A 17,284-nucleotide genomic window follows, 5' to 3' on the forward strand; every position below is an offset into this window, starting at 1 on the left:
TAGACGGAAACGGAGGAAAAGTGTGAATCCCGGGAAGTGGCTCAGCCGACTCTGAAGTCGACTTCGATGCGCCATTTTTCAATGCCTTCGAAAACGTTCTGATAGTTGTTGAACAGGGTGATGTTGTGGGTTCGGGCCGGTACCAGAATGGCATCATAGCGGCTTGAGGTAATGATATTGTCCGCCTGATAATTCTGGTTTAGACCGGTCATGTCGGTACCCGAATTCGTCGAGATTGAATCGCCGTTGTCGGTATTTGGGTAGCGCTTGATACCGGTGGCAGTCGTCTGGTTGGCACGCATTACATAAATACTTTCCACGGCTTCATGTTGTTCCAGTCGCTGGGCCAGGTAAGTCAGTTGAATGGTATGTTGCAGGGTGGTTGCAGACGCAGCCTGATTCCACGGCGTCATGGTATTCACCAGCAGCTCATTCAATTCCCCCTGCACCCGTTCAATGTCGAAATCGTCGTAGATCTGCGCAACCAGGGTAATGGTGACCTCTTCATAAATCGGATCCTGAACGATGGGGGTTACTTCATCAGGGCTGACACTGTCGATAAACCGCTGGATCTGACGCTTCAGATAAAGCGGTATCTTGGGCTGCAGAATCTCGGGGTTGTGGTTGGCTGGCACCACTACCATTGTCACCGGAAACCCGGTACTGAAATCGAAGGTGTCGCTGGTGTCTGGATTTTCACCGCTATCCGTTGTATCTCCGTTATCGGAGGTGTCACTGGTGTCCGTGGCAATGCAGCGGGCCAGATAGAGTTCCGGAAATTTGCCCAGTACCAGACGCTCGTAGTCCCAGGCCAGCAGGGCGCGTTGTTTGTGGCGCAGCCGTTCGCTGGCACGCACCTGCATGGTGGTTGCGGTTTCGGCCGGTTTGGCGGCAAACGAAGGATATGGTTGGGCGACTTCGGCTACTGCCGCCTGGGCCTCCGTCAGGGCGTTGATGGTGCCGGCGGCCAGTGGCTGGGTGTAATGATCAGCCGCAACGGTGTCACTGGCGAGTTCCACTTCGAGCCCCTGCGCGTAGATATCGCGGATGCGTGAATAGCGGGCATGGTTGCTGCCGTCTTCCACTGCATTGTTGGCAATACTGACGCGGATCCAGAAACGCTGCGGATCGATGAAGTTGTTGTGGTAGTCGAGTGCCGGCAGGTCAAACGTTATGATGCCGCTGTCCAGCAATTGATACGTGGAGTCCTCGATGATGCTGGCGCTATTGCTGAGGCTGCTGTCGAAATACTGCCAGCCGCTGTCGCTGAGGTATTGAAAATCGATGAGCGGATAGTCGGTAATATTACTGCCATCCACCGGATCCAACTGGAAATACACTCGTAACTGGGTAGGTAGTTTCAACTGGCCGATGCTGATATACAGATAACCGCGCTGATCAAAATACGGCAGCAGTGCCAGCCCATTGTTCACCTGACTGATGACCGGTCGACCGAGGGGAAGGACGTGGCGCATGAGCAGCTGGCCGGTATCGTCTGTCAGGCTGACGCTGCTGTCATAATTCAGGGTCAGGCGATCCAGTTGCGGGGTGTAAGGTTGCTGCACCATTAATGGCTGATAATCGCTATCGTTAAAATGCCGGGCGTTGAGCTGGGCGGCATACTGGCTGACCAGACTGAAATCCTTGTGACCAAAATCCGGGCTGTTCAATTGCAGGCTGAAGTAGCGTGGCCAGAGACGCGGCCGGGTGCTGGTCAGCGGCAGCTGTTCGTAGCTCTGAACGGCGGACAGTTCGGTGTTTATAAATACCAGTGAATGGCGATCGATATTGTCTACTGGTGATTCAGTGCTGAACAGTGGTGGCAGAGGGTCAAACGGCACAGGGTCTTCCAGGTCGGACCGAAAGACCGTTGTGGTGTAAGACGGCCATGAGGGAAAATCATCCACAGTTGGATCACCACTGTATTCATGGTCAGGATCGGCATAATCGCGATAGGCGTAATAGTGTTTGTTCCAGTCATCCGGCCGGCTGAGCCAGGACAGATTCAGACTCGCGTTGCTGATGGATTTGCAGAGTAATTCCGGATGAGTGAAGTCGAATCGTGACGCCACTGCCGGACGTGCACCGAAAGGTTGAAATGGCGCGCTGGCATCAAGGGCATTGCCACCATGACCGATCACCAGACCCGGCAGACCGGTGACTGAGACGTGCAGCCGGATATCGGCAAACAGTTTGTCGTGCAGCAGTGCCGCACTCGCATCCGGCTCGTTCTCCTGCAGCCATTCGGGTTTGATCAGCAGCTTTAAAAACGGCAGTTCGCCGTCTATGCCGGTAATGGCGGCAAACTGGGGTTCACAGGTGATCGTAAGGGCGTTGTCCTGCCACTGCCAGGCGACGTCTGTGACTTCATCCGTCAGCTCCAGCAGTCCGTCGGCGGTGGTGATGGCAACATCAAACAGTTCTGCCAGCGGTACTGGCAGCTCAGGACTCTGGCCTTTGCGGACGAATGTTACTGTGATGGAGCGTTGACCGCCAGCCAGATGGAGACAGGAGGATGCCAGTTCAAAACCCAGGCGCGGCTGGGACTGCCGCTCCAGTAGTTCGGTGGATTGGGATTGAGAATCCTCCGATTCAGCCGGTTGGGCAGCCTCGCCAAAGGTGAATATACCTTCCTCCAGCATTTCCGCATCCTGGTCGACATTGATGCCTTCGGTCAGCAGCAGTTGTCCGGCGTCGGTCAGTCGTGACAGGGTGAACAGTTGCGCGATCTTTGCCTGATTGAACAAAGCGTTGTTGTTGGTCTGATAAATCAGGTTGTTGCCGGCGCTGTCCTGACCACCCTTAAAACGAGTGCCTTTGAGCAGTGTGACCGAGGGAGTATCGGGTGCCAGCGTTAACACCAGATGAGCGCGGTCGGCGGTTGCCGGGTTGGTACGAAATCCGAGTACGTCCTGATAGTAATAATCCAGATGACGCCGGGTAAAACGCTGCGTTTGAGCCACTGGATAACGCAACATCTGATAGCATGCCATCAATGCGGTTATATCGGCACGGCTTGCCAATGCGAGGATATCATCGGTCACCGCACTGCCGGACATTAATGATTCAAGTGCTCTGGCCTGGACATCGTTCGGCAGTGCTGCCTGCCAATTGCCTTCGGCCTGACCACTGTTGGTATCATAGAAACTGATTCGTCCGGCAATGGTTCTGAGGTAACTGATCCAGTCGGCGAAGCTGCGTTGCTCAATGTTAAACGCATTGCTCTGCAAAGCCGGCAATGCGCGCTGTGTCTGTAGTTGTCCGCTACTGTGAAACTCAGGTTCACTGCTACTGGACAGAGAGGTGTTGTTTGCCATGGGTGTTCCTGTTGCAAAAGACGAATGATTGAAAACGGTCAACCTTCGGTGAGATAGAGAGGGAAAACCAGATTGCCGGCCTGATTGGTGCTGTTGATCCGGTAGCTCAGCTGGATGTCGAGCAGACCGTCATAGAGGTCGTCAGTGTTGAAGGTAATCTCTTCCAGGGTGACCCGTTTTTCATACTGGCTGATGGAACGGGCGATATCCTCCTTGATGTCTGTCAGCGTTTCAGAATCGGTCGGTTGAAACAGATAGTCTTTCAAATTACAGCCATATGCCGTGTTATGCAGCCGTTCCCCGTTACGGGTATTCAGCATGATAAACAGGCTTTGCTGAATGAGTGCTTCGTCTGCCTGCATGGCAGGGCCGGTGGATGGTCGTTGAAACCGCGGTGGGAAACTCCAGCCGCTGCCGATCAGTTGATTTAAGGACATTTATGCAACCTCCATTTTGTCGCTGACAGTGACTTTGAAGGCAGCAGTGTTGACTTCGACATTGTCATTGACGGTCAATACGGGTTCATCGTTGTAAATCAGTTCCAGCGCTTCGCCGACGGCCAGTGAGGCTTTTTCGCCACTGAGCCGGCAGCCGTCCTGGTCACTGAGAGTGAGCATGGTTTTTTCGCCACCGCTCAGGATCATGCCGGGTTCGCCTTCTTTGAGAGATATCGTCAGAGACATTTTTTCTTTACCCCAGAACAGGCCAACCTGCTCATATTGTTCGGCATACTCCATCGGCGGAGCATTAATCGGATTGTGCATCGCACCAACAATCACCGGGCAACGGCCATCGCCACCGACAAAGGCCACCACCACTTCATCTTTTTCGCCTGGCGGCATAAAAAAGCCTGTCTGATCGCTACTGGCAAACGGGGTTGCCAGTCGGGCATAGATGACTTGTTTATCATCCTTACTGATGCCCGGCAGCCAGACCGGAATCCGGTACAGTCCTTCCGGGTCGGCAGCGAATTTGCCGACAATGCCTGTCAGCGGTGGAATCGGCGGTGGTTTGCGCCAGTCTGAAAACAGGGTGTGGTTCAGGTGCAGACCGAGTTCCAGATGGATGCGCCAGCCGCTCTTGGTAATCTGATGGGTGACCGAACTGATCAGGTATTTACCGGAAAACGTGTCACCAACATCCTGCAGGTCAATGACGGTCAGCGGCTGCAGGGTCAGCGATTGGGGTGACAGGGCTGCATTGATGACGAGTTTCCCCTGAATCAGATCCAGCTGGCGGTAAAACAACTCGGCATTGGCCTGGGTCTGCAGTTCGGCATCACTGACCGGGATGGCAATATTCTGGTCCTGTGTCAGCCCCAGACTCTGGTGTGGTGGTTTGAGCAGATCGTTCAGGTATGACGATGTGCCGGTGTGGCTGCTGGTAACGGCCTGTTGCTTGATATCCCAGCCGGCCAGTTTGAGTTCATCGAACTGTGAACAGATGTCCTGAGCGATGGAAAAATGTTCGATACCACTACTTTTGAAATTGATTGTCTGGGCTGAGCCGGCGGCCGACTGAATGCTTTCCGGGTGGACAATACTGTCACCCTCTGGACCTGGCAGGTAGAGAAAACCGTTGGCCAGTACTCTCGCCATGATGGCTCGCCACGGTGTCTGCCGGTAAACCACAAACTGTTGTTGTTGGATGGCCTGATCGGCTTTAGGCAGGGTCAGAGTGATGCCGCGCAGTTCTGCCAGCGCTTTGATGATCTGGGTATCATCGGCATGGGTGTCGGCATTAAAGGCCAGGGTTTCTTCGCCTTCCGTCAGGGTGCCGGCGCTGCCATGGGCGATGATTTCGGCGTAGGGATGGGTGTCTATGCCAATACGTTGAGCTGTGACGATGCCCTTGAAGCTTGCCTCGGCCACCATATCGCTGCCATCAAACGCGCGGGCGCTAAAGGTGATTTCTTCGCCGGCCTGGGGAATGCCAGCCGCCGTCAGGTTGAAGCTGCCGGCTTCTTCGGTGTCGGCTTCGGCATCGATATTGGCCAGTCGGATGTTAAAACCGGCAATCCGGTTAACGGCATATTGCCAGTTGACTGAAACGATCAGGCCACTGATCTGACGGCCGTTGATGAAGTAGTTGTAATGAATCATCAGTTGCTCTCCGGTCAGTCTGTCAGCCACCGAGTTGGCTGATGGGTGGTGCCTTCAGGCTGGTACCGTTATGGTTACCTCGGAAACTGTTCATGCCGTTGGCAGCCGCCAGCGCGGCGGCAAATGCGACTGACCCATACGTTGTTGCGGCAGCCAGCGCCAGGCCAGTGCCGGCGTCTAAGGTGATGCTGCTGGTCAGGGCGGCGATGCTGGCTGAACCGGCTTCAGTGTCTTCTTTGGCGCAGTGCTGAAACTCACACTCCACCAGTGCCTTGACGCGGTCACCCCAGATATCCACCAGTTCGTTTTTGACCTTCATGCTCTTCAGCAAACAATGAAAGGTGCCGGCCGGGGTGTTGATTAACGGCATATTGCGGGATTGAATGGTGAGGTAATTGAGGGCGTTTTTTTTCTGACTGGAATAACAGATATCGGCCAGGGTTTTGAGTTGTTTTTCCACACTCATGGGCAATTTACCGGTATTCGACGTCGAAAACAGGGTGCTGCCAATGATCGGTGTTGCAAAGGTGGTATCGTCCAGAACGAAGGTCACTTTCAGGCCGGCGGGTGCTGTTCGGGTACCGGTGATCACTTCCTGGTTGTTCTGGGCATTGACCACATTGAACGACTGCTGCTGATCCACATCGAGGCTTTCCTGCAGAAATGGCAGTGACACACTGGTTATTTTTTTGCTGCGACTGTTGTCCTGGTAACTGGTGATTTTTAACATGGGCAGTGTCAGTTGGCTGGCGTCAAGATAGCTGGACATGATTAAGGTCTCTTGGTCAGTTGTATGGCCGCCAGTTGTTCTTCCAGTTGCCATGACAAATATTCATGCATTGCGTGGGGATGACGCTGTGACTGGTTGAGGCTGGTTTGCAAGGTCTGTAACTGCTGGCGGATGTCTGCCAGTTCCCGCAGTTCTGCGGTACCAGTGTCGGTGGCGGAGTCATGTTCCTCGACTCTGGCATTGATGGTGAAACGGTCAATTTCGGTGTTCATAGTTATTTTCTCCCTAACCAAAATTTAAGGATACGTACTTGAGATCGGAGTATTTAAAGCTCATGGATTCGATCAGTATCTGATTGTTTTCGGCGTTCAGTGCATCCCAGTCCCACGATTCCAGATAGGCATTGCTGACGATCCAGGCATTGGCCGGGTTGCCTTTGCTGTTCAGGACGCTGATCAACAGATCCTTGCGCAACAGCCGGGTACCCCAGAACAGTGACTCAAGTGTATTGGCGGTGGTGAGCGGGCTGACGTTGCTGAATACACCGCGTTTCAGCGTCAGAGTCTGGTCCGGCAGTTCGTTGGCCAGAGTCGTCATGCGGCCACGACGATTGATGGTTCGGCTCATCTTCAGGCCACTGATGTCCTGAAAGGCGATATCGATAGTATTGGGCAGGCCGGTGGTCAGTATTACCACCACAAAGCGGTAACCCACCAGGGCACTGCCTGGATCAATGGGCATGGGGAAACTCCTTTTTGATTGACCGGACAACTACGATAGGATTCGTAGTTGTTCGGCCCTGGTTGAGGATCAGGCGAAACTGATCGTGACTTTGTCGGCTACCAGTTCCAGCTGTTCGATACTGGCTTCATTGGAGCTGCCATTGAAACTTGGCGCCGTGAGTTTTTTCGGGAAGGCGTTGCCAATAGTCCAGGTGACCAGTGCGCCGCCATCAGTTTCCGGATCCACCAGCGAAACGGTAATGTCGCGTTTTTCCACCAGATTGAGATTGATGGAATTGATCCATTCGTACAGCTGGCTCTGCTTGCGCACCAGACCGCGTTTCAGGGTGATATTCACGTCGGTTTCCTGACCCGGCATTTGTTTCTTGCCCAGGCCGTCTTTGTAGGTAATCGGGTCATTGCCGATGTCCAGGCCGGATACTTCAGAAAAGGCCATGGATTCGCCACCCACAGAGACCCGGAAACGATAGACCGGAATAGGGTAGTTGCTTTTTAAGTCATCAATGCTTTCAGCCATTTGTAAACTCCAAACGAATAATTAAGATTAACAGGTGATTTTAGTGGGTATTGTTTCTGGCCGGTTTGATCCGGTCAGAGGAAAGCCGCACTAACCTTCAATGCTCTTATGTGAGAAGGTCAGTACGATGAACTCGGCCGGTCTGACGGCCGCCAGACCGATTTCGATGTTCATGATGCCGTTGTTGATGTCGTCTTCGGTCATGGTCAGGCCCAGACCGATGTTGACAAAGAATGCCTGGTCCGTGGTGGTGCCAAAGAATGCTCCCTGTTTCCAAAGGTTTTCGAGATAACTTTCGATGGTGGTTTTGATCTTGAGCCAGGTGAATGGGGTATTCGGCTCGAACACCGCAAAGTAGGATGCTTTTTTGACCGATTCCTCCACCATATTGAAGAGCCGGCGGACCGGAACATAACGCCATTCATTGGAGTTGCCGTCCAGGGTTCTGGCACCCCAGACCAGTGTGCCTTTGCCCACAAAGCTGCGGATAGCATTGATGGATTTACCGGCAACGGTATCGACGTTCAGATCTTCCTGTTCGCTGTTATCGATATCCACAGTGGGGGCAATGACCTGCACCAGGGCAACATTGGCCGGTGCTTTCCAAACGCCACGCTGGGCATCGGTTTTGGCCATGACGCCAGCGATGGCGGCGCTGGGTGGCAGCACCAGGTAGTGAGTGGCGAGCAGTGCTTTGACCTGATTGTAATAAGCCGTGGAATAGTGATCGAAATCAGGATTATTCAGCTCGCTGAGCGAAGCTTCTGTTCCATCCGGCAGCGTGACCGTAACCTTCTCTTCACCATAACTGCGTGCCATGGACGTTTTCAGGTAAGGGTAATATGCCGCACCGTACTTCAGCCCTTGAGAGACTTTATTGCGCATGTTGGCGGCGTCATCCCGGATGGCATTGGAGCACTTCACATCGACCAGCGCAAAACGGTCCATCATGGTTTCTGCATGGGTCAGTGCCGCATTCTGGATATCGTAATGATCTTGATAGCTGAGCAGCACACTTTCCGGGCAGGAGATCAGGGTCACCTCATCAACCTTGCTCAGGCTGTTGATGGCTTTGATGAACTCGTCCTTTGCTTTTGGCTCGGTGGTATCATTTTCCGTCAGGGTTGTGCTGTAATCACCAATACTGATCACATAACAGGTACCACCGCCGTTGGCAAAAAAGTGCGCCACGGACTGGTACAGGAAGTGACCGGCAGTGCTCGTCCCTGGAATGAAAAATTCCGCACTGTCAGAGTTATATTTGACCGTTACGGCTTCTGCACAGGCATTGCCAAAATTAGCCACGTATTCCAGCATGCTGGTGATGCGGATGGCTTTCTGTGTTATGTCCTCGCCACGGCTGTTCTCAGTCACTTGGGTGTAACCGATAAAAGCCGGTATAGCGGTGGGCACTTCAGCCACCGATGGGCTGAGCAGGGAGCGTTCTTTGACGTAAACGTCAGGGGTTTTATATTGACTCATAGGGGTTCCTTATAGCTAAGGGGTGACCATCAAAGAGATCAGCATGATCCGATTGCTGGCCGGGTTAGTAATGACAACTTTGCGTGGGCCTTACCGAGTGATAAGGCGATAACTGTCGGTCGTTCTCCTTGGGCAGCTCAGAGTTTTTGAACGATTAATCAATCACTGCAGACAAGGGGCGAGCATCCCTGCACAGCCTGATTAACCTTCAATGCTCTTATGTGAGAAGGTCAGTACGATGAACTCGGCCGGTCTGACGGCCGCCAGACCGATTTCGATGTTCATGATGCCGTTGTTGATGTCGTCTTCGGTCATGGTCAGGCCCAGACCGATGTTGACAAAGAATGCCTGGTCCGTGGTGGTGCCAAAGAATGCTCCCTGTTTCCAAAGGTTTTCGAGATAACTTTCGATGGTGGTTTTGATCTTGAGCCAGGTGAAGGGAGTGTTTGGTTCGAATACCGCGAAATAGGACGCTTTTTTGACCGATTCCTCCACCATATTGAAGAGCCGGCGGACCGGAACGTAACGCCATTCATTGGAGTTACCGTCCAGGGTTCTGGCGCCCCAGACCAACGTGCCCTTGCCTACGAAACTGCGGATGGCATTGATGGATTTACCGGCAACGGTATCGACGTTCAGATCTTCCTGTTCGCCGTTATCGATATCCACGGTGGGGGCAATGACCTGCACCAGGGCGACATTGGCCGGTGCTTTCCAGACGCCACGCTGAGCATCGGTTTTGGCCATGACGCCAGCGATGGCGGCGCTGGGTGGCAGCACCAGGTAGTGAGTGGCGAGCAGTGCTTTGACCTGATTGTAGTAGGCGGTGGAATAGAACAGATAGTCTGGGTCGTTTAGTTTGGACAGGAGCGCCGAACCCTGGTTACTTTCGCTGACGTGTTTATACAAGGTGGGAGGAGGAGTGGTCTCGGTGTTGACCTTCCGACCATCATTGTCAGCCGCGTTATCGATGGCGTAACCCTGCCAATCGAGAGCCTTTGTTGTATCGTCTTCTGCAGGTTTAGAATCCTCATCGGCTTTACCGCCAGATGCAAAAATTCCATATGGATTTTCACCGGCCAAACGTTGCCCCAGCGTTTCAATGTTCTCGTGATCAACAGGATAGCCTTGCAAATCCATATAAAGATCCTGATCTGAGAACTTGACGAAGATCGAACTACGATAATCTTCTATTTTGTAGGATGGTTCCAGTTCACTGCTCCCCTCCTTGGAAACCATTTTGAAACCATGCTTGTTAACTTCCACAATTTCGACTTTCTTTACGGACTCATCTTTTACGATGTCAAACGCATAATAACCTTCCACCGTTTCATGCAGCTCAGGCAGTCTGGTGACCATCGGCGGTAGTTCCACAATCACTTTGTTTTCATCATAACTTCTTGGTGTGGAGGTTTTCAGATAGGGATAATAGGCGGCGCCATATTTAAGACCCTGAGTGACCTTGTCACGCATAGTGGCAGCATCTGCAATAATGTTGTTGCTGCATTGCACATCGACCAGCGCAAAACGGTCCATCATCTGTTCTGCATGAGACAATGCCGCATTCTGGATATCGTAATGGCTCTGGGCATCAAGCTTCACACTTTCCGGACAGCACATCAGGGTGACTTCGTCGACTTTTTTCAGGAGTTCGATGGCAGTCATATAGGCTGTCTTATTCTTGGCGGTGTCATAATCGCCCAGGCTGACGACGTAGCAGGTGCCACCGCCATTGGCAAAAAACTGTGCAACGGCCTGATAAAGGAAATACTTTGCTGTCTGCTCAATCTCTTTGTAATCCAGATAAAATTCCCCGCTGTCCTGTTTGCAGGAAACATCCATAGACTCAAGATATTTACCACCGAACCGGGCTTCATATTCGAGCATGCTGGTCAGGCGATAAGGTTTTTGAGTGATGAGATTACCGGCACTGTCTTGAGTGAGTGCGGTGTAACCAATAAAAGCAGGGATGGCAGTTGCCACCTCTGCTACAGAAGGGCCGAGTAGCGACCGTTCTTTGACATAAACGTCGGGGGTTTTGTATTGACTCATTGGAGATTCCTTATAGTAACGGGATAAAAACAAGCAAAGGTGGATGGCCTTTTCGGGTTTTGCCGTCACATCGAATAGACGGCATTAGTGGTATATTTTCCGGTTCGACTGCATGGCGCAGTAGAAATTGAGCTGAATATGCTCGAACTGTTGTTGCAGCCATTCCGATTCGCTTTCATTGATGCGTTGAATCAGTTGGTCGCTGAGTTTTCCGTTCACTGGCAGATCCAGGCAGATCTGGATAAGCCGCAGCGTCAGGTTGCCATTGGTCGCTAGTGCGAAATCAAAAAACAGGTTTGCGAGCTGTTGATCCCGAAACTGGTCACAACCAAGTTGCTGCCAGATTTCCGCGCAATACAACTCGCGTAGTAAGTGTGATAACTCGCCCTGACTGAAGCCGATGGTTTGCATGTCATACCAGCTCGTTAAGGGGTGGTTTATCAGCTCATGACCGTTGTAGTCAGTTTCTTCGATCAGTTTTCGAATGTGTGTGAGTATGTGGTTAAACGCATGCTGATAACTGGCCATGGTGTTTGTTTCCCGTCAGGCACTGTCGATTTTTCCAGCAGCGGCGGCACTACTGAGGGTGACTTCTGTCGGAGGGTTGCTGTCGGGTTGACCGTTACCAGGATTTATTGCCGGGATAGCCGTAACACTGCATTTGATATCGCTGACCAGTACCACAGGATCACCTTTTTTAATGGTTTTTTCCGCCAGCTCGATACTGCTTATGGAGGCGAAGCTCACAAAGCCGTTGACAAAAGGCGGGTTAATGTAGGGGATGTTGGTGAAGTTCTGGGTTAGAAACTGTTCTAAATCAGCCTCAACAACCAGCTCGTTGGCCATATCGATAATCCCGGTTGACTGAACCTGCAGGGGTGGCAGCATCGGAAGCAGCGAGATACCTTTGTCCAGTTGAACAGTGAGAACGGCATTGGCGGCTAAGACTTTGGCCATGGTTGGATTCCTGTCAGAGGAGTGAAGACAAATATGACACAGCGTATGGCGTGTGGTTGTATCTCAGTGTAGAAAAACGGTTAGTAAGCTGAGTAATTCCTTCAGAATGGTTGGGTCCATATCGAACCAGAAAGCCACCAGCATCGAGAGGATTACAAGTGTCCACATCTGTAGTGTTTTTCTGGATTTCTTTTTCGATTTGGAACGTTTTTTAAACAAACTTGCCAGTGCAGTGGTGATAAAACTTTTCATTCCTACTCCTAGGTCTGATGAAACATTCTTGTCAGGTATCGGGCAGGCTCCGCCACCCAATTGAGTGGGTATTGAATAGACGGATCTGGTTGAAGGATGTGAAAAAATGACGAATGAGATATTGGCAATGACAGCAACTTTTTATCAAACCGTGTGCAGGACAGGTGTTGTATTCGAACCGTTCACAGCGGCTCTGAGATGGGCCTGTTCATTACCGACAACTCTAAAAAAGAGCCTTTTTCTGCGATGATTTCGTCAGCTTCACCCGAAGGCGGCACCCTCATTGACGAGATGTAAACTGTGGTTTTGCGCGTGGTGCTTTCAAAAAAACCTGCTTTTTTAGTGATACCCTTATGTTTCATTTTCGGTCACAGCTCATGCGAGCTCCTGAAAATCAAGCGGTCCGTTTCATTCAACATCGCCGGTTTTTTCGGTCAGCAGGACAAAGGTGTTCATCCTGTGACCTTGAGGAGGGAAACACTTAGTGTGTGTTGCTTTGCCCCGATAAGTTACCAATCGGAACTTGCCAGAATTCATTGATAATCAAATACTCCACCCAGACTGGCCAACCTGGTCCGCCTATACCGCCTTCTCGAAAACCATAGTCATAGGTTTTTTCTTCGCAGCCACTGATGAGTAGGGGTAATAAGATTAGCCAGCAGAGGTATTTAATAATACGCATCTATCACAACTCAGTCTGTCTCTGTGTTTTCGGTGGATGGTTCTTTTTTGATGGTTTCGGTTTTGTCAGGGTCGGGTGGTAACAGGTTCAGTTCATCTGGGGGTAGAAAACCTTCTTCTATCCGTTGGAGCGTTCCCTCACGATACCCGCTTGCATCACCATCCACTTGTATAGCTTTAATGCGGGGAGTCAGTTCGAAAAAGTGAAATTCAAAATTCTCAGGGCCTCTCGGGCACCCAAGTTTGACACAGCTTTCGTCCCACCAGAACTGGATTTCCCCCTGGCCCGCAAAGCCTGTAATGAGGGAAGGAAAATATCGCTCGGTTGGGTAGCTTCTTCGCAGCCACTGATGAGTAGGGGTAATAAGATTAGCCAGGAGAGGTATTTAATAATACGCATCTATCACAACTCAGTCTGTCTCTGTGTTTTCGGTGGATGGTTCTGTTTCGATGGATTCGGCGGGTGGTAACAGGCTTAGAACTTCCAGTGGAATGGAGCCCTCTCTTATTTCTTGCAGGGTGCGTACTCGATACATGCCTGGATCACCTTCTGCAATGGTGGCTTTGAGACGGGGGGTCAGTTCGAAAAAGTGAAATTCAAAATTCTCAGGGCCTCTCGGGCACCCAAGTTTGACACAGCTTTCGTCCCACCAGAACTGGATTTCCCCCTGGCCCGCAAAGCCTGTAATGAGGGAAGGAAAATATCGCTCGGTTGGGTAGCGTTTAAGCCATTGCCGGATCTGTTTTTGCTTATCTTCGGGAATCTCCACCGTGGCCTCATAAAACGTCTGAGTACGATAGGAAAACCATCGCGCCCTTACTGTGTGAGGCAGCGGCACCCAGCCTGCACTGGCTGATTTGCCACTAGGGGGGCGGTGAGTTGTATCAGCGTTTCCTCCCGATAATGCCCCTACAGGAAGTTGCCAGGATTCATTGATAATCAAGTACTCCACCCATATAGGCCAGCCAGGACCACCAATGCCGCCGCTATCAAAGCCGTATTCATAGGTTTTTTCTTCGCAGCCACTGATGAGTAAGGGTAGTAAAAGTAACCAGCAGAGGTACCTAATGATGCGCATCTATCACAACTCAGTCTGTTCCTGTGTTCTCTGTCGATGAGTCTTTTTCTATCGCTTCGGTTTTGTCTGGGTCGGGTGGTAACAGGTTCAGTACATCAGGGGGCAGAAAACCTTCTTCTATCCGTTGGAGCGTTCCGGCACGATATCCGCTTGCATCACCATCCACTTGTATAGCTTTAATGCGGGGGGTCAGTTCGAAAAAATGGGATTCAAAAGGTTCTGGATATTCTGGACAGTCGAAACCGACACAACTTGCCTTCCACCAGAGCTGAATATCTCCCTGGCCCGCAATCCCCGTACTTAACGAGTGTAAGTAATTAACGCTAGGATAGTGCTTTAGCCACTGCTTGATTTCTGTTTGTTTATCCTTGGGGATTTCCACCGTGGCTTCATAAAACGTCTGGGTGCGATAGGAAAACCAGCGCGCCCGTACCGTATGAGGCAGCGGTACCCAGCCTGCACCGGCTGAAGATCCTCCAGGAGGACGATGAGTCGTATCAGCGTTTCCTCCTGATAAGTTACCGACCGGAAGTTGCCAGGATTCATTGATAATCAAATACTCCACCCATATAGGCCAGCCAGGGCCGCCAAAGCCACCCGTATCAAAGCCATAGTCATAGGTTTTTTCTTCGCAACCACTGATGAGTAGGGGTAAGAAAAGTAACCAACCGATGTACTTAATGATGTGCATGCTGTGACTCCGGAATAATGGCCTGATCAGGGTGGTTATCATATATCTGGCGAATTTTGCGACCGTTTTCCATATGCGGGCGGTCAACCATATCGCCGTATTTTTCGGAGGTATGAATATAATCGACCAGGTATTGTCTGGCCTGTGGCATTTGGCCTCCGGCTTTTTGCCATGCGCCGTACACGCGTTTCAGCTCATCCGGAATAATATACGCAGTATTCTTCGGGTTGATCTGATCCAATGGAACATCAGCCTGTCTGGCCAGTGCATCCATCCGATAAAAAGGGTATAGCGCCAGCTCCTTACGAGTGGCTTTGAGTATATGTTTATAGGTATAGGATTGCTCCATACCAATGGCGCTGCGAAAAGCCCTGATTTCTTTTTCCAGTGCATCGATCAACAAACCACTGCCCGGACCTCTCAGGACCCATGGTGAGGGGCGGTTATCGTTATAGTCCAATGGTGTCCTGATACGCAGGTCCTCATAGTTTTCAGTGCCTTTGCCCGTTGGGTTCTCATAACCGCCGCCCACATCACAATGAACGCCGGGAAAGATGATTTCAGTAAAGTTCGAAGGTAGGTGGCCGTATTCGTCGGTGATGCGGGTCGAGGGAAAATTATGCCTTGCTTCATCAGCGGCCACCAAATGCACAACCCGTTCGGCGCTACGGGTATTCAGGTTCAGATTGAAATCCAGGTTCTGCTCGTCACCGGGCCAGCCAAAACTGCCCACGGTATCCCAGAGACCGACAAAGCAAACCCGGCCAGCCAGATGCTGCGGAAAGGCTTTGATCCGTTTTTTCACCGGTTGTATCGGTAGGGCAAAGTCCCACAGCGGATTATGATACTCAACTTCCCAGATGGAAATCTGTTCCGGCCATTGGTTGATCAGATTGACAAAGTGTCGGGATAGGGCCGCACCCCGACTGAAACCAAAGACATCGAATTTTACTTCGTCGTATTCCTGTTCTTCTATGCGTTCACGCATCCGTCTGATAGCGAATTCAATCCGGGCATAACCCCCCGTTTTACCCATACCCAGGCCAAGGCCAATTTTGCTGTCTTCCGCTTTAAAACCATCCTTGGTTTGGTGGCCGGTAATGGTGCCGACACCGGGCACATATACTCTGCGAGTGGTGATAATCTCATTACCCTGTTGATCAGTTTTTTCGACATACAGGTCATGCATCTTCGCCACATTGGAAATATCCCGGTCGGGTAAATGCTCGTCGTTATAGCGATCCTGATTGGTGCCATCGAAGAACAGGCCGAGTCTTAAGATGCGTTTGGGTTTGGACAGGTTTTTGGAGGGTTGGTAACGCCAGTTAGCACCTATCTTCGGAACAGGCAGGGTGTGTTGTATCAGGCAGTTGTATTGCCCGGTTTGGGTGAATACTTTGTCCTGCTGGCGTTGCAGACAGGCGAGTTGGTAAAGGTGCTGACCAATCTGTTGCAAGGATTCAAAATAGGGTGAACGGTTGCCGGGGCGGTCATCTGGTTTCGGCTGGGTGTTATAGCAGATCAGTGCCACTAACGCTGCTTCCTGGGTCCAGGCAGCCGGATTGGCATAGTTCAGTTGTTCCGCAACAGCCTTCAGGGGGTGCAGCCAGTCTTCATGGTCCAGCAGGTAAATCAGATCGACCATGCACTGTCCGACCATCGCCACACTGAGACCACGCACGCCGAAACTCTGATCCAGCTGTTTGGACAGTGTTTGTACATCGACATCCTGACTGCGACTGAAACGCTTGGCAAACACATCGGGGCGCTGGCATTTTTGTTCCCAGACCTCCCGGGCTTTGTTGAACAATGGCTCCAGTGGATAGCCATCGTCCTGGAATAATGCCGGGTCCATTTTCTTCGGGTTGCCCGGATGCAGAATCCCGGTATTGATTAAATGCAACGGCTGAACGGTGCGGGGCCAATCCTGGACCGGTTTTGCATGTTGCCGCTGTTCACTCAGTTGCGCACTGCTTTGCTGAAGAGCGTCGTGAGCCTGCTGCCATTGCCCGGCAGTGACCGGTGTACCCACGTCATAGCGGATCTGCTCCGGACCAAACAGCGATAACTTGTTGGTTGAGCCTTTCAATTGATCCTGAAAGGTCTGTGTGGGGGTGCTGATCAGGTAGTCGGTGATCACACTGGTTTGGCTATCGGGATAGAGGTACTGCAACTGGGCAAAGTACTTGGGGTTGTAGATATCATCCACGCCGGGCTTACCCTCGGGCAAGGTGTCGGGGATATCCGCCGTCCAGATCGGTGCGGGTTTGTCCAGGTTGATTCTGGGCTTGGCCGGCTTAGGCGCGCCGTGGACCTCTCTTGGGCCACATTCATACACCACGCCCCGCTTCAGCGGATCATGCCGGCTGAGTAAGGATAATTGCCCGCCTGTTTCCAGTACGAAAAAATGCAGCCGGTGTTGTTCCGGGGTAAAGGCTTTAGCTTCTTCGGGATATTGATAACTGGTCTGCCAGCATAAGGGATTGAGGGAATAACCCCTGCGTTGGATAAAATCTTTGATGGATGGCGGCAGGGCGGTGATGTCCTGGGACATGACTCAACGTTCCTTATTCTGTGGTGATTCCAATAAACAGATCAGAGCATACCGCTTAATCACTCTGCTGGTTGATCAATTTAAAAAGTCTTATCTCAGTAAACGAACCAAAGGTCAAATGCGGGTG

The 17,284-nt window shown here is 51.6% G+C and carries 16 protein-coding genes; all 16 read right to left on the reverse strand.

Going from position 1 to position 17,284, the window contains the following annotated elements:
- Nucleotides 1–41: 41 nt before the first annotated feature.
- The gene (locus tag YC6258_RS09645; RefSeq protein WP_044616804.1) at nucleotides 42–3,317 is read right to left on the reverse strand and encodes a hypothetical protein; all 3,276 of its coding nucleotides are present in this window, start codon (nucleotides 3,315–3,317) and stop codon (nucleotides 42–44) included.
- A gap of 38 nt (nucleotides 3,318–3,355) precedes the next feature.
- Nucleotides 3,356–3,754 (reverse strand): GPW/gp25 family protein, encoded by a 399-nt coding sequence (locus YC6258_RS09650; protein WP_044616805.1) that lies wholly within the window; start codon nucleotides 3,752–3,754, stop codon nucleotides 3,356–3,358.
- On the reverse strand, nucleotides 3,755–5,419 hold the full coding sequence (locus tag YC6258_RS09655) for a phage baseplate assembly protein V (RefSeq protein ID WP_144407606.1): 1,665 nt from the start codon (nucleotides 5,417–5,419) through the stop codon (nucleotides 3,755–3,757).
- Nucleotides 5,420–5,441: 22 nt separating this feature from the next.
- Nucleotides 5,442–6,188, reverse strand: a complete 747-nt coding sequence (locus tag YC6258_RS09660; protein WP_044616807.1) for a CIS tube protein — start codon at nucleotides 6,186–6,188, stop codon at nucleotides 5,442–5,444.
- A gap of 2 nt (nucleotides 6,189–6,190) precedes the next feature.
- Complete coding sequence (locus tag YC6258_RS09665) at nucleotides 6,191–6,421, reverse strand: hypothetical protein (RefSeq protein WP_044616808.1); 231 nt, start codon at nucleotides 6,419–6,421, stop codon at nucleotides 6,191–6,193.
- Between the two features lie 13 nt (nucleotides 6,422–6,434).
- On the reverse strand, nucleotides 6,435–6,890 hold the full coding sequence (locus tag YC6258_RS09670; protein ID WP_044616809.1) for a phage tail protein: 456 nt from the start codon (nucleotides 6,888–6,890) through the stop codon (nucleotides 6,435–6,437).
- 69 nt (nucleotides 6,891–6,959) lie between these two features.
- Nucleotides 6,960–7,409 carry a phage tail protein gene (locus YC6258_RS09675; protein WP_044616810.1) on the reverse strand — a complete coding sequence of 150 codons (450 nt, stop codon included), beginning with the start codon at nucleotides 7,407–7,409 and terminating at the stop codon, nucleotides 6,960–6,962.
- 90 nt (nucleotides 7,410–7,499) lie between these two features.
- Nucleotides 7,500–8,891, reverse strand: a complete 1,392-nt coding sequence (locus tag YC6258_RS09680; RefSeq protein ID WP_044616811.1) for a phage tail sheath family protein — start codon at nucleotides 8,889–8,891, stop codon at nucleotides 7,500–7,502.
- Nucleotides 8,892–9,092: 201 nt separating this feature from the next.
- On the reverse strand, nucleotides 9,093–10,943 hold the full coding sequence (locus tag YC6258_RS09685; protein ID WP_044616812.1) for a phage tail sheath family protein: 1,851 nt from the start codon (nucleotides 10,941–10,943) through the stop codon (nucleotides 9,093–9,095).
- 84 nt (nucleotides 10,944–11,027) lie between these two features.
- Nucleotides 11,028–11,471: a hypothetical protein gene (locus YC6258_RS09690; RefSeq protein ID WP_044616813.1), complete on the reverse strand. Its 444-nt coding sequence runs from the start codon at nucleotides 11,469–11,471 to the stop codon at nucleotides 11,028–11,030.
- 15 nt (nucleotides 11,472–11,486) lie between these two features.
- Nucleotides 11,487–11,900 (reverse strand): hypothetical protein, encoded by a 414-nt coding sequence (locus tag YC6258_RS09695; RefSeq protein ID WP_044616814.1) that lies wholly within the window; start codon nucleotides 11,898–11,900, stop codon nucleotides 11,487–11,489.
- A gap of 63 nt (nucleotides 11,901–11,963) precedes the next feature.
- Nucleotides 11,964–12,152, reverse strand: a complete 189-nt coding sequence (locus tag YC6258_RS09700) for a hypothetical protein (RefSeq protein ID WP_044616815.1) — start codon at nucleotides 12,150–12,152, stop codon at nucleotides 11,964–11,966.
- Between the two features lie 182 nt (nucleotides 12,153–12,334).
- Nucleotides 12,335–12,514: a hypothetical protein gene (locus tag YC6258_RS09705; RefSeq protein ID WP_044616816.1), complete on the reverse strand. Its 180-nt coding sequence runs from the start codon at nucleotides 12,512–12,514 to the stop codon at nucleotides 12,335–12,337.
- Between the two features lie 729 nt (nucleotides 12,515–13,243).
- The gene (locus YC6258_RS09715) at nucleotides 13,244–13,912 is read right to left on the reverse strand and encodes a DUF2931 family protein (RefSeq protein WP_052830194.1); all 669 of its coding nucleotides are present in this window, start codon (nucleotides 13,910–13,912) and stop codon (nucleotides 13,244–13,246) included.
- Nucleotides 13,913–13,922: 10 nt separating this feature from the next.
- Nucleotides 13,923–14,603, reverse strand: coding sequence for a DUF2931 family protein (locus tag YC6258_RS09720; RefSeq protein ID WP_052830195.1), 681 nt, complete (start codon nucleotides 14,601–14,603; stop codon nucleotides 13,923–13,925).
- Nucleotides 14,590–17,157 carry a T6SS phospholipase effector Tle1-like catalytic domain-containing protein gene (locus YC6258_RS09725; RefSeq protein ID WP_044616818.1) on the reverse strand — a complete coding sequence of 856 codons (2,568 nt, stop codon included), beginning with the start codon at nucleotides 17,155–17,157 and terminating at the stop codon, nucleotides 14,590–14,592. Before YC6258_RS09725 ends, YC6258_RS09720 begins: the two co-directional genes overlap by 14 nt.
- Between the last annotated feature and the right edge of the window lie 127 nt (nucleotides 17,158–17,284).

It is taken from the genome of Gynuella sunshinyii YC6258 (assembly GCF_000940805.1).
GTDB lineage: Bacteria > Pseudomonadota > Gammaproteobacteria > Pseudomonadales > Natronospirillaceae > Gynuella > Gynuella sunshinyii.

What these genes read in the sequence shown, in the direction of transcription:
- YC6258_RS09645 (WP_044616804.1), bottom strand. Translation starts at nt 3,317, where the DNA reads ATGGCAAACAACACCTCTCTGTCCAGTAGCAGTGAACCTGAGTTTCAC.
- YC6258_RS09650 (WP_044616805.1), bottom strand. Translation starts at nt 3,754, where the DNA reads ATGTCCTTAAATCAACTGATCGGCAGCGGCTGGAGTTTCCCACCGCGG.
- YC6258_RS09655 (WP_144407606.1), bottom strand. Translation starts at nt 5,419, where the DNA reads ATGATTCATTACAACTACTTCATCAACGGCCGTCAGATCAGTGGCCTG.
- YC6258_RS09660 (WP_044616807.1), bottom strand. Translation starts at nt 6,188, where the DNA reads ATGTCCAGCTATCTTGACGCCAGCCAACTGACACTGCCCATGTTAAAA.
- YC6258_RS09665 (WP_044616808.1), bottom strand. Translation starts at nt 6,421, where the DNA reads ATGAACACCGAAATTGACCGTTTCACCATCAATGCCAGAGTCGAGGAA.
- YC6258_RS09670 (WP_044616809.1), bottom strand. Translation starts at nt 6,890, where the DNA reads ATGCCCATTGATCCAGGCAGTGCCCTGGTGGGTTACCGCTTTGTGGTG.
- YC6258_RS09675 (WP_044616810.1), bottom strand. Translation starts at nt 7,409, where the DNA reads ATGGCTGAAAGCATTGATGACTTAAAAAGCAACTACCCTATTCCGGTC.
- YC6258_RS09680 (WP_044616811.1), bottom strand. Translation starts at nt 8,891, where the DNA reads ATGAGTCAATATAAAACCCCTGACGTTTACGTCAAAGAACGCTCCCTG.
- YC6258_RS09685 (WP_044616812.1), bottom strand. Translation starts at nt 10,943, where the DNA reads ATGAGTCAATACAAAACCCCCGACGTTTATGTCAAAGAACGGTCGCTA.
- YC6258_RS09690 (WP_044616813.1), bottom strand. Translation starts at nt 11,471, where the DNA reads ATGGCCAGTTATCAGCATGCGTTTAACCACATACTCACACACATTCGA.
- YC6258_RS09695 (WP_044616814.1), bottom strand. Translation starts at nt 11,900, where the DNA reads ATGGCCAAAGTCTTAGCCGCCAATGCCGTTCTCACTGTTCAACTGGAC.
- YC6258_RS09700 (WP_044616815.1), bottom strand. Translation starts at nt 12,152, where the DNA reads ATGAAAAGTTTTATCACCACTGCACTGGCAAGTTTGTTTAAAAAACGT.
- YC6258_RS09705 (WP_044616816.1), bottom strand. Translation starts at nt 12,514, where the DNA reads ATGAAACATAAGGGTATCACTAAAAAAGCAGGTTTTTTTGAAAGCACC.
- YC6258_RS09715 (WP_052830194.1), bottom strand. Translation starts at nt 13,912, where the DNA reads ATGCGCATCATTAGGTACCTCTGCTGGTTACTTTTACTACCCTTACTC.
- YC6258_RS09720 (WP_052830195.1), bottom strand. Translation starts at nt 14,603, where the DNA reads ATGCACATCATTAAGTACATCGGTTGGTTACTTTTCTTACCCCTACTC.
- YC6258_RS09725 (WP_044616818.1), bottom strand. Translation starts at nt 17,157, where the DNA reads ATGTCCCAGGACATCACCGCCCTGCCGCCATCCATCAAAGATTTTATC.